This is a genomic window from Streptomyces sp. NBC_00859 (assembly GCF_045161865.1).
Taxonomy (GTDB): Bacteria; Actinomycetota; Actinomycetes; order Streptomycetales; family Streptomycetaceae; genus Streptomyces.
The window spans coordinates 417681-431763 of record NZ_CP108826.1; the positions used below are offsets into that span (position 1 = coordinate 417681).

Annotated in this window: 15 protein-coding genes; 5 read left to right on the forward strand and 10 right to left on the reverse strand. The window is 68.7% G+C overall.

Annotation, left to right across the window (positions count from 1 at the left end; all coding sequences use genetic code 11):
* Nucleotides 1-22: 22 nt before the first annotated feature.
* The 5 genes from OG584_RS01900 to OG584_RS01920 form a co-directional block, all read right to left on the reverse strand.
* Nucleotides 23-967: an ABC transporter substrate-binding protein gene (locus tag OG584_RS01900; RefSeq protein ID WP_405774300.1), complete on the reverse strand. Its 945-nt coding sequence runs from the start codon at nt 965-967 to the stop codon at nt 23-25.
* Nucleotides 964-1638 carry an ABC transporter permease gene (locus tag OG584_RS01905; RefSeq protein WP_405774302.1) on the reverse strand — a complete coding sequence of 225 codons (675 nt, stop codon included), beginning with the start codon at nt 1636-1638 and terminating at the stop codon, nt 964-966. Before OG584_RS01905 ends, OG584_RS01900 begins: the two co-directional genes overlap by 4 nt.
* Nucleotides 1635-2306 (reverse strand): ABC transporter permease, encoded by a 672-nt coding sequence (locus OG584_RS01910; RefSeq protein ID WP_405774304.1) that lies wholly within the window; start codon nt 2304-2306, stop codon nt 1635-1637. Before OG584_RS01910 ends, OG584_RS01905 begins: the two co-directional genes overlap by 4 nt.
* Before the next feature lie 124 nt (nt 2307-2430).
* Nucleotides 2431-2907, reverse strand: a complete 477-nt coding sequence (locus tag OG584_RS01915) for a pyridoxal 5'-phosphate synthase (RefSeq protein WP_405774306.1) — start codon at nt 2905-2907, stop codon at nt 2431-2433.
* An 11-nt stretch (nt 2908-2918) separates the two neighbouring features.
* Nucleotides 2919-3077, reverse strand: coding sequence for a hypothetical protein (locus tag OG584_RS01920; RefSeq protein WP_405774308.1), 159 nt, complete (start codon nt 3075-3077; stop codon nt 2919-2921).
* A gap of 257 nt (nt 3078-3334) precedes the next feature.
* On the opposite strand from OG584_RS01920, the gene OG584_RS01925 reads away from it, so the two are divergent.
* Nucleotides 3335-4300, forward strand: coding sequence for a pirin family protein (locus tag OG584_RS01925; protein WP_405774310.1), 966 nt, complete (start codon nt 3335-3337; stop codon nt 4298-4300).
* 225 nt (nt 4301-4525) lie between these two features.
* On the opposite strand, the gene OG584_RS01930 is transcribed toward OG584_RS01925, so the two are convergent.
* Nucleotides 4526-5248 (reverse strand): TetR/AcrR family transcriptional regulator, encoded by a 723-nt coding sequence (locus OG584_RS01930; protein WP_405774312.1) that lies wholly within the window; start codon nt 5246-5248, stop codon nt 4526-4528.
* A gap of 133 nt (nt 5249-5381) precedes the next feature.
* On the opposite strand from OG584_RS01930, the gene OG584_RS01935 reads away from it, so the two are divergent.
* Nucleotides 5382-6860 carry an MFS transporter gene (locus OG584_RS01935; RefSeq protein WP_405774314.1) on the forward strand — a complete coding sequence of 493 codons (1479 nt, stop codon included), beginning with the start codon at nt 5382-5384 and terminating at the stop codon, nt 6858-6860.
* Between the two features lie 81 nt (nt 6861-6941).
* Here the strand turns inward: OG584_RS01935 and OG584_RS01940 are convergent, their stop codons facing one another.
* The gene (locus OG584_RS01940) at nt 6942-7586 is read right to left on the reverse strand and encodes a dihydrofolate reductase family protein (RefSeq protein ID WP_405774316.1); all 645 of its coding nucleotides are present in this window, start codon (nt 7584-7586) and stop codon (nt 6942-6944) included.
* 303 nt (nt 7587-7889) lie between these two features.
* On the opposite strand from OG584_RS01940, the gene OG584_RS01945 reads away from it, so the two are divergent.
* A complete protein-coding gene (locus OG584_RS01945) occupies nt 7890-8390 on the forward strand; it encodes a hypothetical protein (RefSeq protein ID WP_405774318.1) in 501 nt (166 codons plus the stop codon).
* Nucleotides 8391-8774: 384 nt separating this feature from the next.
* A complete protein-coding gene (locus tag OG584_RS01950) occupies nt 8775-9173 on the forward strand; it encodes a DUF6234 family protein (RefSeq protein ID WP_405774320.1) in 399 nt (132 codons plus the stop codon).
* A 307-nt stretch (nt 9174-9480) separates the two neighbouring features.
* On the opposite strand, the gene OG584_RS01955 is transcribed toward OG584_RS01950, so the two are convergent.
* A complete protein-coding gene (locus OG584_RS01955) occupies nt 9481-10167 on the reverse strand; it encodes an HAD-IA family hydrolase (protein ID WP_405774322.1) in 687 nt (228 codons plus the stop codon).
* A gap of 185 nt (nt 10168-10352) precedes the next feature.
* Between OG584_RS01955 and def the strand changes: the two genes are divergently transcribed.
* Entirely contained in the window at nt 10353-11000 is a 648-nt protein-coding gene (gene def, locus OG584_RS01960; RefSeq protein ID WP_405774324.1) for a peptide deformylase, read from the forward strand.
* Between the two features lie 404 nt (nt 11001-11404).
* On the opposite strand, the gene OG584_RS01965 is transcribed toward def, so the two are convergent.
* Both OG584_RS01965 and OG584_RS01970 read right to left on the reverse strand, forming a co-directional pair.
* Nucleotides 11405-12424 (reverse strand): DUF4331 family protein, encoded by a 1020-nt coding sequence (locus OG584_RS01965; protein ID WP_405774326.1) that lies wholly within the window; start codon nt 12422-12424, stop codon nt 11405-11407.
* 496 nt (nt 12425-12920) lie between these two features.
* Nucleotides 12921-14033: a DnaJ C-terminal domain-containing protein gene (locus tag OG584_RS01970; protein ID WP_405774328.1), complete on the reverse strand. Its 1113-nt coding sequence runs from the start codon at nt 14031-14033 to the stop codon at nt 12921-12923.
* Nucleotides 14034-14083: the final 50 nt, after the last annotated feature.

Genomic DNA, 14083 nt, shown 5'->3' on the forward strand with positions numbered 1-14083 from the left:
TCGGGCTGCTGCGGGCGGGAGTTCAGATCAGGTGCTTCGACCGCAGGTAGTTCCGGGCGACGTCCTCGGGCAGCCTCCGCCAGCTGTCGACCTGTTCATTGAGCGATGCCAGGTCCTTCGTGGTGAGCACGGCATTGAGTTTGCCGAGCGCACGGGTGACACCGCGGCTCCCTGCGCGTGAGCGGTTCACGACGGGCACGATGTAGTCGGCGTTCTGCAGGTGCTTGTCATCACGGAGGATGACGAGGCCGAATGCGCCGAGAGTGGCGTCGGTCGTCGTCGTCAGCACCATCTGGTCCTGCCCGTTCTGCACCGCCTGTTTAGCCGGGGTGGTGCCGACGCCCTTGGGGTCGATACCGGTGATGCGGATGCCGTACGTCTTCTTCAGACCGGGCTCGCAGTAGGGGCGCGACACGCATTCGTCACCGGCGGCGAGCCGCACGGGAAGCCTGGACGCCCCCAGATCACTGAGCGTCTTCAGCCGGTGCCGTGCCGCGTATGCCCTGCTGACCGCGTACGCGTTCTGGTCGACCGCGCGGCCGGGGTTCAGAACCGTGAGACCACGCGGGGCCGCGAGCGCACGCAGGGCCTTCATCGTGGCTCCGAGGTCGGGCGATCCGGCGGGCGGCGCATGGGCTCCCTTGACCTTCGTGTTCAGCCAGTCCGCGAAGGTGGCGGCGTACTCCGGTACGACGTCGATCTGGCCGCTCTCCAGCGCCGGCTCGTAGAGTTCCCTGTTGGTCACGGACAGGATGTCGGTGCGGTACCCGGCCCGGTGGAGCAGGAGTGAGTACATCTGGGCGAGCAGGTCGCTTTCGGTGAAACCCGCTGTGCCGATGGTCAGGTGCTTGCTGTCGCCGGGCGGGGCGGTGACGGTCCCGCGGTTTTCCAGCGCGGGGCCGCTCGTGCATGCGGTGGCTGTCAGCAGGATCGTGCCGAGAAGCAGCCGGGGCCGGTGAACTCTCACTCCGTACCACCTCTCGCCCAGGCCGGGGCCAGGCGCTGGCCGATCTCGAACAGCGCCTCCACCAGCAGTGCGAACACGGCTACCAGCAGGGCGCCCGCCACGACCTGCGGCGTGGAGGCAAGGTTGAAACCGGCGGTGATGATCCGCCCGAGACCGCCGCCTCCGGCGAGTGCCGCGAGGGTGGCTGTGGCGACGAGCTGTACGGCAGCGATCCGCATCCCCGTGAGAATCAAGGGGGACGCAAGGGGCAGTTCCACGTGAAACAGCAGTTGTCGCCCTGTCATGCCCATCCCCCGGGCCGCCCTGACCACATCCCGGTCGACCTCGCGCATGCCGACATAGGCGTTGGTGAGCAGCGGCGGTACGGCGAAGAGCACCAGCGCGATGATGGTCGGCCACTCGCCGTAGGTGCCGAGCGGAGTGAGGAGCAGCAGGACCAGCACTGCGAACGTGGGGACGGCACGTCCGACGTTGGAGATATTGACCGCGAGCGCTCCTCCCTTTCCGATGTGCCCGAGCACAACGGCGACCGGCAGGGCGATCAGGCAGCTCAGCGCCAGACAGACCACGGTGAGGAATACGTGCTGGGTGAGGCGGTGGGTAATGCCGTTGCCGCCCGACCAGTTGGCTGAGCTGGTGAGCCAGGACCAGGCGGAGGAGAGCGTGTTCATACGCGGGTCCATGGGGTGAGCAGCCGCTGCACACCGAGGAGTACGAGATCGGCGGCGACGGCGATGATCACGCACAGCACGGAAGCGGTCAGCACCTGGGCTTTGAAGTAGCTGTTCATGCCGCTGTAGATGAGGTTGCCGAGGCCGCCGTAGCCGACGATGGCGCCCACGGTGACGAGCGAGACCGCCGAAACGGTGGCGATGCGCAGGCCCGCCATCGCGGCGGGTAGCGAGAGCGGGAGCTCAACGGCGAGCAGCAGCCGGATCGGCCCGTACCCCATGCCGCGGGCCGCCTGCCGTGTCTCTTCCGGGACGGCACGCAGCCCGGCGAGGATGTTCCGCACGAGCAGCGTGAGCGAGTAGAGCACGAGTCCGGCGATGACGAGTGAGGCGGACAGCCCGTACACCGGCAGGAGCAGCGAGAACATCGCGAGGGACGGGATCGTGTAGAGCACGGTGGTGACCCCGAGAGTGGGGCCTGCGGCCCACCGCCAGCGGCGGGCCGCTACCGCGAGCGGGAAGGCGAGCAACAGCCCCACGAGGACGGAGACCGCCGTCAGCTGGAGGTGCTGCAAGGTCGCGTCCCAGAGGATGGACCTGCGGGTCGACAGATACTCACCGCAGATCCACTCGTTGCGCGCGAGGCAGTCGTGCGGAGGCGCGGTCATTCGTCCATTTGAGCCCGGCGCCGGGCCCGATGCCCGTCCTGATGGCCTGTTCGGGTGTGCGACGACATGGGCTGTACGGGTGTGGGCTCAGACGCGCACAGGGGCCGGGGCCGGTGCGGGGCGGTCAGGACCACAGCAACTCCCCCTCCCACTCAGCACCGTCACAGCGGTGGCTGACCCGGGTGTGACGGCAGCTCCGGTCCCCCTGCCAGAATTCGACGCTTTCCGGCTTCAGCGCGCAGAGCATCCATTCCGGCGGGACCAGTCCCGGTTCGCCGGCGACCCTCTCCAGCGCCGCACGGGTTGCTTCGCCGTGGTCCGCCAGGTTCCGCAAGGGCCTGCTCTGCATACCGAGCAGCGCTTCGGCCCGAGCCGCCGGTGAACGCGCGAGGAAGTCCGCCGCGCTCAGCTCGGCGGACTCACGGCCCCGGACCCGCACCTGCCTGGCCTGGGCGGGCCAGTAGAAGGTGAGTGCGGCGCGCCCGGCGGCAGCCAGGTCACGGCCCTTCGGACTGCCGCCGTGCACGGCGAACTTCCAGCCGTCCCCGTCCAGTCCCTTGAGGATCAGGATGCGCGCCGCGGGATTTCCCTGCGTGTCCACGGTGGACAACGTCATCGCGTGCCGCTCAGCACACCCGCCTCCACAGCGGCCGGCAGCCACTCGGCGAAGAGCACGGTGGGGTCCGGTGGGGCAGTGCCCGGATCAAAGGCCGGCAGCTCACCGGCGAAGACCTCCAGGCCCCGGAGCAACTCACGCAGACTCCCCCACACGGCAGGTGCCTGCCATCGGCGTCCGACGCCGTGTCCGCGAGGTGCTGCCCGTGTCTCTCCGTCGGTCCGGTGCGCTTTGTTCCGTTAATGAACATAGTCGAAGCCGGACGGATCCCCGCCACTGATGCGCACCACGTCGCCATCCGGGCACTGTGAAGGGCCACTCATGACCTGAGCGATGCGCACTCGCGGCCCGCTTCGGGCTCGGAAGAGTCAACGGGTGTGCGGCGTCGCTCCTCGGAGCTAGGTTGTGCATCATGAGCAATCTTGATCCCCGGGCGATGCTCTCCGTCTGTGGCGGCCGCGGCTTCGTAGTGGCCGAACCGGTACGTGAACTCCTCAGCCCCCGCAGGGTGAAACTCGGTGAATCGACCGAGGTGCGCAGGCTCCTGCCCAACCTCGGCCGCCGCATGATCGGCGCCTGGGCCTTCGTGGACCACTACGGCCCGGACGACATCGCCGGCGAACCCGGTATGCAGGTCCCGCCGCACCCGCACATGGGGCTCCAGACGGTCAGCTGGCTGCACGCGGGCGAGGTGCTGCACCGGGACAGCACGGGAAGCCTGCAGACGGTACGCCCGGGAGAGCTCGGGCTGATGACCTCGGGCCGGGCGATCAGCCACTCGGAGGAAAGCCCCGCCTCGCATGCCCGCTTCCTGCACGGCGCCCAGCTCTGGGTCGCGCTGCCCGAAGCCCACCGCACGGTCGAACCGCACTTCCAGCACCACACGGACCTGCCGGCAGTGACGGCCCCGGGCCTGACGGCAACCGTCGTCCTGGGGGAACTCGACGGAGCCCTCTCCCCCGGCACGACGTACTCCCCGCTGGTCGGCGCCGATCTGTCACTCTCCGCCGGAACGGAATGCGCCCTGCCGCTCGTTCCGGACTTCGAATACGCGGTACTGGCGATGTCGGGGGAGGCCACCGTGGACGGCGTACCGGTTCAGCCCGGCTCGATGCTCTACCTCGGCTGCGGTCGTACCGAACTGCCGTTGCGCGCGGCGTCGGACGCGGGCCTGATGCTGCTGGGCGGCGAGCCGTTCGCGGAGGAGATCGTGATGTGGTGGAACTTCATCGGGCGGTCCAACGACGAGATCAAGCAGGCGCGTTCGGACTGGATGGAAGGCACGCGCTTCGGTGAGGTGAAGGGCTACGACGGGCCTCCGCTGGCCGCCCCAGAACTGCCCCCCGTGCCCATGAAACCGCGGGGGCGGGTGCGCTGAGCCGGCGCCCTGCCACCTCTCCCACCGGCGGCAGCCCGAACGCCGACTTCACCGGGGAGGTTCCTGCGGAATGCCCACCTGCTTCGGCGGGTACAAGCGAGCGCCGGCCGCGTATGACGCGTCGGCCGGACAGGCTGCGCCCGCGCCGCTCGCACTCGTCCGACCACGGCTTCTGCGTTCGCCCGACGACTCCGTCCGGGCACTGACCGGCGCGGGACGGCCCGCTCAGCCCCCCGGCTGATCAAGTAGCGGCCCCGAGCCCGGCATTGGGGCCACGATGCCGTACAGGATCAACGAGGTGAGGGTGTCGATCGCCTCGTCGTCGGTGGGCCTCGTGGCCTCAGCCGTGCCACCGGGAGCCCGCCCGTCGGCGGCGAGCCATACATAGGCGAACTGCAGCAGCATGCTGCTGAGCGCCGAGGCTACAAGTGCCGGGTTCCCGGGGAGAGTTGCTCCACGTCGCTGCATGTACTCCAGATGCTGGCGCAGCATGCTTGTGTTGAGCAGGTTCCCGAATCGGTGCGCGAAGCCGTCGTCGACCATTGACGCCTGGAACATCGCGACCATCACAGGCAGGTGTGCCGAGTACGTGTGCCAGAACACGGCGATGTGATCGCGCAGATGTGACCGCTCGGAGAGGTCGTGTTCCGCTCCGGGCTCGGCCATGCACGGCATCTCGACCGCGCGCGCGGACGCGTCGGCCTGGAAGTCCGCGATCATCGCCTCGAGCAGGGCCTCCTTGCTCGAGAAGTGGTCGTAGAACACTCCTGCCGAACGGTCGGCCTCCGACAGGATGTCGGTGATCTTCGTATTGAGGTAGCCACGCTCGGCGAACAGTCGCTGGGCCGCCTCTTTGATGGCGGTCGCACTCAGCGCCGCTTTCGCCCTGCGGACCCCTGGCTTCGCCCCGCCCTGGGCCGGATCGCGCCCGCTCGACCTGCCGTGCACTCGACGTCCTTCCGCAGTTGACGACCGACCATAACAGCCACTATAACCGAATCATGTTTCGCCGAAACTGAATTCGGTTCTACCTATTCGCTCGCCTTCCGACTTCCGATCTCCGAGAGAGCGCACAGGAGACATGACAAACGCACTGACGAACACCTCAGCCGCCAAGGCCTCCGATCAGGCGACCCGAAGTCGCTGGTGGGCCCTCATCGTGATCGCTCTGGCCCAACTGATGATCGTGCTCGACACCACGATCGTCACCGTGGCGCTCCCCTCGACCCAGCAGAGCCTCGGCATGTCCGACGCGAGCAGGCAGTGGGTGGTGTCCGCCTACACGCTGGCGTTCGGCGGGTTACTGCTCTTCGGGGGGCGCATCGCCGACCTCGTAGGCCGCAAGCGCACCCTGCTCACCGGCATCCTCGGCTTCGCCCTCGCATCCATCGTCGGCGGGGCCGCGGCCAACGGAGGCATGCTCATCGGTTCCCGGGCCGCACAGGGTGTCTTCGCGGCGATCCTGGCTCCCTCGACCATGTCTCTCCTGGTGACGACCTTCACGGATCAGCGTGAACGCGCCAAGGCATTCGGCATCTTCAGCGCCGTCCTCATCTCCGGCGGAGCCGTCGGCCTCGTCGTAGGAGGGCTGTTCACCGAGTATCTGAACTGGCGCTGGTGTCTCTACGTCAACGTCCCGATCGCCCTGGTTGCCGCGGGCGGCACGGTGGCCCTGCTGCCCCCTCAGCCGGGACAGAACAGTGGACGCCTCGACGTCGGCGGAGTGATCACGGGGGGCGGCGGACTCGCGGCGCTCGTCTTCGGGTTCGGCAAGGCGGCGCAGGACGGCTGGGGCTCGGCCTCGGTGGTCGGCCCGTTGGCCTCCGCCGCGGTGCTCCTGTCGGCGTTCGTCATCCTGCAGCGCCGCGTCAGGAACCCGCTGCTGCCCCTCCGCCTCCTGAAGAACGGCAACCGGGTCGGCGCCCTGCTCGCCGTCGCGCTCAACTTCGTCGGCACCTTCGGCATGTTCCTGTTCATCACCTACCAACTGCAGTCGGTCATGCACTACTCGCCGGCGAAGGCAGGTGTCGCCTTTCTGCCGCTGATGGCGATGAGCGCAGTGACCGCCACTCAGATCGTTGCGCGTCTTCTCCCCAAGGTGCAGGCCCGGCTGCTGGTCGGCCCCGGCCTGCTCGTCTCCGCCTGCGGCATGTTCCTGCTGTCGTTCCTGACCGTCGACAGCTCGTACTCCACGTACATCCTCCCCGCGGAGATCCTGGTCGGCCTCGGCTCGGGAGCTGTCATGTCGCCCTGCATGAACGCCGCGACCCGAGGCATCGATCCCGGCGATGCGGGCGTCGTGTCGGCCTCGATCAGCACCTCGCAGCAGATCGGCGCCGCGATCGGCACGGCCCTGCTCAACACGATCGCGACCGGCGTCACGGCCACCTACATCGAGCACCACAACGCGACCTCGCAGGTCGAGGCCAATGTGCAGGGCTACCGCGAGGCGTGCACCTGGGCGGCGGGCATCCTGGTCACCGCCGCGATCCTCGCTCTGACCCTGATCAGGACCAAGCCGAGCCCTGCCATCGCCGATCACCCGGCCACGAGGCAGTGAATCGCGGCGCACTGACGAGCACCCGGCAGCGCGCGGACGAGTGCTCGTAAGCGGGTAGTCAGTACCACCATGCAGGTCCGGTCACTTCCGCCAGAACAGATGGTGTGCCACCCCGCTCGGGCTGGGGACGACCTCCAGGTGGAACCGGTCGAGCAGCTCGTCCGGGGATTCCCAGAGGCGTACTCCGAAGCCGAGTTTCACCGGCGAGACCGCCACGTGCATGGTGTCGACGAGGTCGGCGTCGAGGAATCGCCGGATAGTCGCGCCCCCTACGCCGAGTCGCACGTCCTTGCCCTGCGCCGCCTCCATGGTCTCGTCGAGGATCGAGGCAGGCTCGCCGGCGACGAAATGGAACGTGGTGTCGGAGAGTGTGAACGATGGGCGCTGGTGATGGGTCATGACGAAGACCGAGGTGTGAAGAGGAGGCTCGTCGCCCCACCATCCACGCCACTCGTGGTCGGGCCAAGGCCCGCGCTGAGGACCGAACTTGTTGCGGCCCATGATCTCGGCACCGATGTTGCGGGCGTAGTCCCGTGTGAGGTAGTCGTCCAGGCCCCGGCTGCCCCCGGGCTCGGATCGCATGGGCCAGCTCGCCGTGGCGCCGGCCCATGCGAACAGCCTCTGGGGATCGACATGACCGAACGGCCTCTCCAGTGTATGGTCCTCACCCGCGCAGATTCCGTCACTTGAGATGTTGAAGTTCTCGACCCTCAGCAGCTGAACCACGTGTTCCTCCTGTGACGGCGACATCGGTATGACTCTCCGGCCATTACCAACCTGATGCCACACCCCACCCTCGTGGCCGGTGCCGGAATGGCTGCGACACTGCCCGGCTGAAGCCTCTGACCGTGGAGCGGCACGATGCACAGGAACATGCTGCCCCGCGGCGGCTGGCTGCTGTGCGGCACTGCCTCCCCATGTCGCCCTGCGTACGGCTGACGCGCCCCTTCGAGACCGAAGGGATCAGGGCCCAAGGACAATGCCGTCGACGGCTCCATGACCGAGGCGAGGCGAACAGTGGACACAAGCGTGGCGATCAGCCTGATCAAGATGGCTGCTCCCGATCACGACCGGGCAGTATGGCAGCGCCCTTCGGAAGGCCAATTGGTCCAATTGGGCCTGGATGCCCTGCTGGCAGGGGTCGAGTCTCCTTCGCTCGTACTGCTGGCCGGGCTCGTCCCCGGTGAATACGGAGAAGCTCGCGAGTTGTTCGATGCCGCTCTCGAAGAACTGGGGCTGCTGCCACTACTGCCAGAAGCTCTTGCCGAAGCTCGTTGGACGGCGGCGCTCTGGTGGGCCCGCCGCATCGTCACGGCCGACCTGGACCCGGTCCGCGGAGCCAGGCTCATCTGGCTGGAGGCCGCAGCTGAGCTCGGCTACCCCGACGTGCTGGGGCGGATCGTCGGTCTGGCAACGGCAGTCGAAGTCCAGAACGATCAGTTCGTCGTCCCCCAGAGCATGCGTGACGACATCGCTTCAGCAGCACAAGTGCTGCTGAACGGGGTCCCCCACAGAACCGGCGGTGCGTGAAAGCCGTAACACGCGTACCACCCCTACGCACTGTCTCCCTGCTGTTCTGGGCGTACTGCCCCGGAGACCGGCCGGTGAGTGAGTCAGCAGGTCCGCGGGGCGACGTGCAGGGCTCCGCGCGCTCGACAGGGGCCGGACACCGGCGTCAACCATGAATTCGAGGACGGCAGGCAACGGTGTCCGGCGTACGAGCCGACCGATTCGCCGGTTCCGCACCGACCGCCTGCCGGGGTCCTGAGTACTTCTACTCAGGACCCCGGTCCGCTTCTGCGAGACGCTGGGCCCATGACCACGCCGCCTCCGCCCCACACCCCGCCGTGGCCCACTCACCAACCCCACCATTCGGGGGCGACCGATCCTCTGCAGCCACCGCGGCTCAGGTGGTTGCGCACCGCCGCGGACATCGCGCTCGCCATCGGACTCCTCCTGATCGACGTCCTTGTCCCTCTCGTCGCGTTCGTATTCGGGCTCGGCGCCGCGGGATACGTGATGTTCGACCCCGCGGCCGACAACTCGTCCGTCTCCATGGCCCGTCCCTTCGCCTACGTGGCCGTGGTCGGCGTCATCGTCCTGGCCTCCGCGTTCCTTCTGTTCAGGGCCCGCGCGATCATCAGCAGCGGCGTCCAGGTCCTCGCGGGAACAGTCCTGGTACTCGTGTCCGCTTTCGGATTGCATCACGCAGACCGGAAAGTGAGCCCACAGCCCGCGCCGGTCTCTCACTCCGCGGACCCGGGCGCGATGTGCCGGTCCGGCGGCGACAACAGGGAATGCGGCGGTTCCTGACGGCGGACCTGCGGGGCGTGCGCGGAGAGACGGGAGTCCCGGTCCGCACAGCGGTCGCGCAGGTATCACGCCGGAGGGCGGTCCGGGCCAACCTTCCGGTGACCTCAGCCGATCGACCCGGCGGGACAACCGATCAGAGCCACGGTCAGTACGGGCAACAGCCCGGCATGCCGCCGGTACCGGATGAGCGGCAGACACTCCGCCGTATCTGCGCTCGGATCAGCGACGTCACACGCCGGGAACTCCAGTGCGCTGGACCGTCCCCCGGACATCCAGCACGCCGTGAACACACCAGCCACAGCAACCCTCAGCCCGCCGTCCAAGGCCCTTCGGGCGGGCAAGACCAAGTTCCGGACACGAAAGCGAGAATGTCCGGAGCTGCCTCACTCAGGCTCCTGAAATGACGGTGCACTCCCTCCACCGCGACAGGAGCGTTGACTCCCCACACCGGCATCCCGGCACTCAGACCGGACCGCACGCCGGAGGGAGCGTCCTCGATGACGAGGCAGAACTCCGGTGCGATACCGAGCTGTTCGGCAGCCAGCAGGTACGGAATGGGTGAGGGCTTGCCTTCCTTCACGGCGGCGGCATCAACGATGACATCCGGAACGGGCATTCCGGTACGGGCGAAGCGCCCACGCACCCGGTGCTCATAGTTCGACGTCACCAGTGCCCAGGCATCCGGCGGCAGAGCGCTCAGCAACTCGGACGCCCCTGCGAAGGACGTGTACACGCCGGACCGGACGTCCTCGTCCTCCAGCTCGTGCAGGGCGGCCAGGCACTCCCCCGGGTCCCGGCCCGGAGCGACATGGGCGAACGTCTCGACCGGCCGCGTCCGCAACGCCACCCGGTAGACCTCAACGGGGTCCAGCCCGTACCGCTCCGCCCACGCCTTCCAGACTCGGCGCTGATTGTCGACGGCATCGATCAACGTGCCGTCGACGTCGAAGAGGACACACCTCTTGATTCCGGACCGGGCAGGTTCACCGCTCATTCCCCGATCATGCCATCAGGCCGGCTCCGGCCCCCCACCGTCCGGTGCCGGTCCGCGATTTCCCGTACCGTGCCCGCGTGCCCGTACATCTGGTGTTCGCGCAGTCGCCACACGTTGACGTGCCCGCAAGGTGAACGCAGGGTTCCGCGTTGCCGAGTCGCGATCGTTGTTGGCATGCTGGCGCGATGTCGCCCACGCCACTGAGTGATCACGTCGAGGCCCTCCTCACCGGGGAGCAGCCTCTGCCCGTCGTCGCCGCGGGCGACCCCGTACTGCGCCGTCCCGCCGAGCCTCTGGACGGCCAGCTCTCCGACGACCTGCTTGCCCGGCTGATCGAGGCCATGCGGACCGCGATGCACGCGGCGCCCGGTGTGGGGCTGGCCGCACCACAGATCGGCCTTCCGCTACGACTGGCGGTCATCGAGGACGCGGCAGACGTGGCGGACGAGGTCCGCACCGCACGCGGCCGTGTTCCGCAGCCGTTCCGGGTCCTGGTCAATCCGTCGTACGAGGCCGTAGGCGGACAGCAGGCCGCCTTCTACGAGGGATGCCTGAGCGTGCCGGGCTACCAGGCCGTGGTTGCCCGGTACGAACGGGTGCGGCTCCGCGCCCTGGACGAGCTGGGGCGTTCGGTGGACGAGGAGTTCAGCGGCTGGCCCGCTCGGATCGTCCAGCACGAGACGGACCATCTGAACGGCACGCTGTACCTGGATCTCGCAGAGCTGCGCTCCCTCGCCTCCACCCGGACGGCTTCGGCCGTGGAGCGCTGGGCGCAGCCCACACCCCGACTCGCAGCCGAAGAGCTGGGGTTCACACTTCCCACAGCCGACTGACCGTTCTCCGGCCGGCGGGCCCGGCACGGTCCCCGAGCCGTACGTCACTGCCCCGGCAGGCCGAAGCGGCCCGGCTCGCCGGGGTATCCGGGCAATGGTTTCGCTGGTCCTCCCGGCGCGCTGCGACGCCGGGGGACCGACGGTCTCCGGTGAGGTCCTTACAGCGTGTCCCCGGCGCCGCGCGGGTTATTTGAACGTGTGAGCGTGCAGCTCGGACGAGGGTGGGAGGGTTCAGCGAGAACGTGGGGGCAGTCGTACGTCATCTCGCGGAGCCGGCCGCGACATTCGTGGGGCGCTGCCCGCCACTTGTTGATCACGAATCTGCGGAGGGTGGCCATATCGTCCGGGCGGTGGCCGGCCGGTGCTGGCCTCGGAGCCGCGGGTGTACCCAGCCAAGCAGTCCCTCAGGAGGCCGTTGCCGGGTGTGGGTCGCCGAGGTACGGAAACCGGGCCAGGGTGTCGGTGTGCGGTGTCAGACCGGTAGGTGGCGCATCGTTCTTGGTGAGGAACGCGACGCGGATGTCGATGACGTCTTCCGTGAATGTCCGGCCGTTGGGGTACGCGGCAGGCTTGGACGGGTCGAAGTGGAGCACGTCCGGGAGGAGGCCGTGCTCGTCGAGCGCGGTGATCGCCTCCTCACGGGAGTAGTCGCCGGTGTGACCCAGCAGGTGGACGAACTGGTCCGTCCACTTGGCCCGGTCGTTGACCGGCTCGCCGGCGTTGTACGCCTCCTTCGTCTCGTCGGTGTTGAAGAAGCTGCTCATTGACGGATGCCCGGCCCGGTCCGCGTGGACGAGTTCGCCGTCGCGCAGGACGCTGCACCGGCCCCAGATGTGCAGCTCGGGCGCCGCGGTCAGCTCTGCGGTCGGCAGCTCGATGGCCATGGAGAAGACGTTGGCCCTGCTGTTTGAGTCGACCCCGGTCCACGGGGACTTTCCGCCCAGATGCGGCACGGTGAAATTCCGCTTGCCTCTGGTGTCGAACAGATTCTTGATTCCGTCGAAGTCGAAGAAAAAGGCGTCACTGCGGCTGCCCGCGGCCACCTTGTAGTCGCCGCTGGTGACCACGTTGGCCCGGGGGCCGAAGGAGACAGCGGCGTCCGACACGATCGTGGTCCCGACCGCCTGAGGTCTGCGGGACTCCGCGCCGGTCGCCATGAAGACGCTGTAGGTCTGCGAGCCGTCGGAAGCGGGCGGGCTGAAAACCCAGCTGAAGGCACGATCAGTCAGGTAATCCCCGTCGTTGTCGATGTTCAAGCGGTAAACGGCGTCGGGGTGCATGGCATCTGCGTTGGGGTTGGCGTTGAGGATGAGAACGGTCCTGCTCGGGTCGCCGGGTGCCCCGAAGGCGTACAGGTCGCACAGGTCGAGGCGCTGGTCGTCGAGCGGCGGCCCAAGACTGAGGCCGGTGAAGTGGTTGGACATGGCTGGCCTTTCCGTTGCTCGCCCGCCGGGAAACCGCAAAGCGCCTGAACGGCCGTCACGGGGCGTGCGAGACACGCGAATCTGAGGGGTATTCCACGCTAGCCGCCACAGCGGTCCGGCCATCGAGGGCAAAGGCACAGCCGTCAAACAACGCTCGAATGGGTCACCGACAGGCGGCAGGTGATCCTCTCGCCGCCGTCCGGCAGCAGGCCTGCGCAGATCCCTCATGAGTTGATTTCAGCGCAACGCGGTGAGCGGAACGGGAGAACGACCGCTCGAAACCGGATCTAGTGAAGCGGTCCGCCGTTGCCACCGGCTCATCTGCATGCGATCGACGATCCGGCGCTGCCGGAGGTCCTGGCAGGGCCCGCGAGGAGATCCAGCACGGGAGCCCCTCAGGTCCAGTGACCCCGGAACGGTCCACAGCCGGGAACGTTCGGGCGGGGCTGCCCGAAGCACGGTTCCCGGCCCGTCGCGCACGGTCCCGAGACCGGCATCACCCGTCGCGGGGGGAACGTCCGCCGGTGCGTCCGCGCAGATCGAGGGCGACCTGTCCTGCGCTGGCGCGCCCCACCCCCGCTGCGATCCGTTCCCACTGGGACTCGGTGAAGGCGCGGGCATCGACCAGGTGGCTACGGGCCTGGACACCGGACGTGCCGGGCGGCACCACGTAGAGAGCGACGACGGGATCGCTCCGGTCGCTGTCGAACACCAGCAGCGCGATGTCCCGCCAGGTGTGTGCGGCACGTGTCTGCCACCGGACGCCACGGGGTGAACGCCGCTCGACCTCCACCGTGATCCCCGCACCGTCGGCGGTGAACCGCACGCCGTCCCGCTGGACTGTGACCAGCCGGGGGGACGCCCCGGTGCCGGGCGAAGGCGCGGAGGACGGCCGGGGCGACCGGCGCGGCGGCGACGCGGACGGTGCGTGCCCCGGGATTCCGGTGGAGGCGGCCCCGGTCCCCCCGGCCTTCGGCGCCGCCTTGCCCCTCCGGGGAGCCGGTACGCGTACTCGCAGCAGCAGATCCCCGTCCGGGCCGGCCGCGCCTCCTGCGTGGCCCCCGCCCGCGACCCGCAGCAGGGTGGCATTCCGTACCCCGGCCGGGATCCGCACGTGCAGCGTCCTGCGGTGGCGCCCGTCGAGACCTGTCGTCCCGCAACTCCCGCAGAGCAAAGTGTTCTTGGCCCCAGCTGTGTGGCCTCGGCCTCCGCAGGCGCCGCAGCGCCGTCGCGCGGTGAACGTGACGTCGCGTGTCGTGCCCTGGACGGCCTCGTCGGCGGACACGGTCACCCGGGCACGTACCGTCAACTCACCACGCCTGGACCGGGCGACACCCCGGCCCCGGACCACCGCCAAACCAGCCAGGCCGATGCCCACGGCGATCAGGGCGCCGCCTGCGAAGCGGTTGCCGCCTTCGCGGCGGTGATACTCGGTAGTCGACGTACGCGCGCCTCCGCCGCCCACAGACGTGTGTACGCACCTGTCCCCCGGCTCCATGGTCTGCCCACCGCACTCGGGGCCCCTGGGCACCAGTACGGCGACACCCGCCACGATGGTCAGGAACCCCAGGACCAGGACGGCGGCTCCCCAGCGCGCGAAACCCCTCACAGCGAATCTCCCCTCCCCCGTACGGGTCCGCGATGCCGCACGCGGCGTCC

Bases quoted from the DNA above. Each gene is read 5' to 3' on its own strand.
- OG584_RS01955 (WP_405774322.1), bottom strand. From the start codon at position 10,167: ATGAGCGGTGAACCTGCCCGGTCCGGAATCAAGAGGTGTGTCCTCTTC.
- OG584_RS01935 (WP_405774314.1), top strand. From the start codon at position 5,382: ATGACAAACGCACTGACGAACACCTCAGCCGCCAAGGCCTCCGATCAG.
- OG584_RS01910 (WP_405774304.1), bottom strand. From the start codon at position 2,306: ATGACCGCGCCTCCGCACGACTGCCTCGCGCGCAACGAGTGGATCTGC.
- OG584_RS01925 (WP_405774310.1), top strand. From the start codon at position 3,335: ATGAGCAATCTTGATCCCCGGGCGATGCTCTCCGTCTGTGGCGGCCGC.
- OG584_RS01965 (WP_405774326.1), bottom strand. From the start codon at position 12,424: ATGTCCAACCACTTCACCGGCCTCAGTCTTGGGCCGCCGCTCGACGAC.
- OG584_RS01905 (WP_405774302.1), bottom strand. From the start codon at position 1,638: ATGAACACGCTCTCCTCCGCCTGGTCCTGGCTCACCAGCTCAGCCAAC.
- def (WP_405774324.1), top strand. From the start codon at position 10,353: ATGTCGCCCACGCCACTGAGTGATCACGTCGAGGCCCTCCTCACCGGG.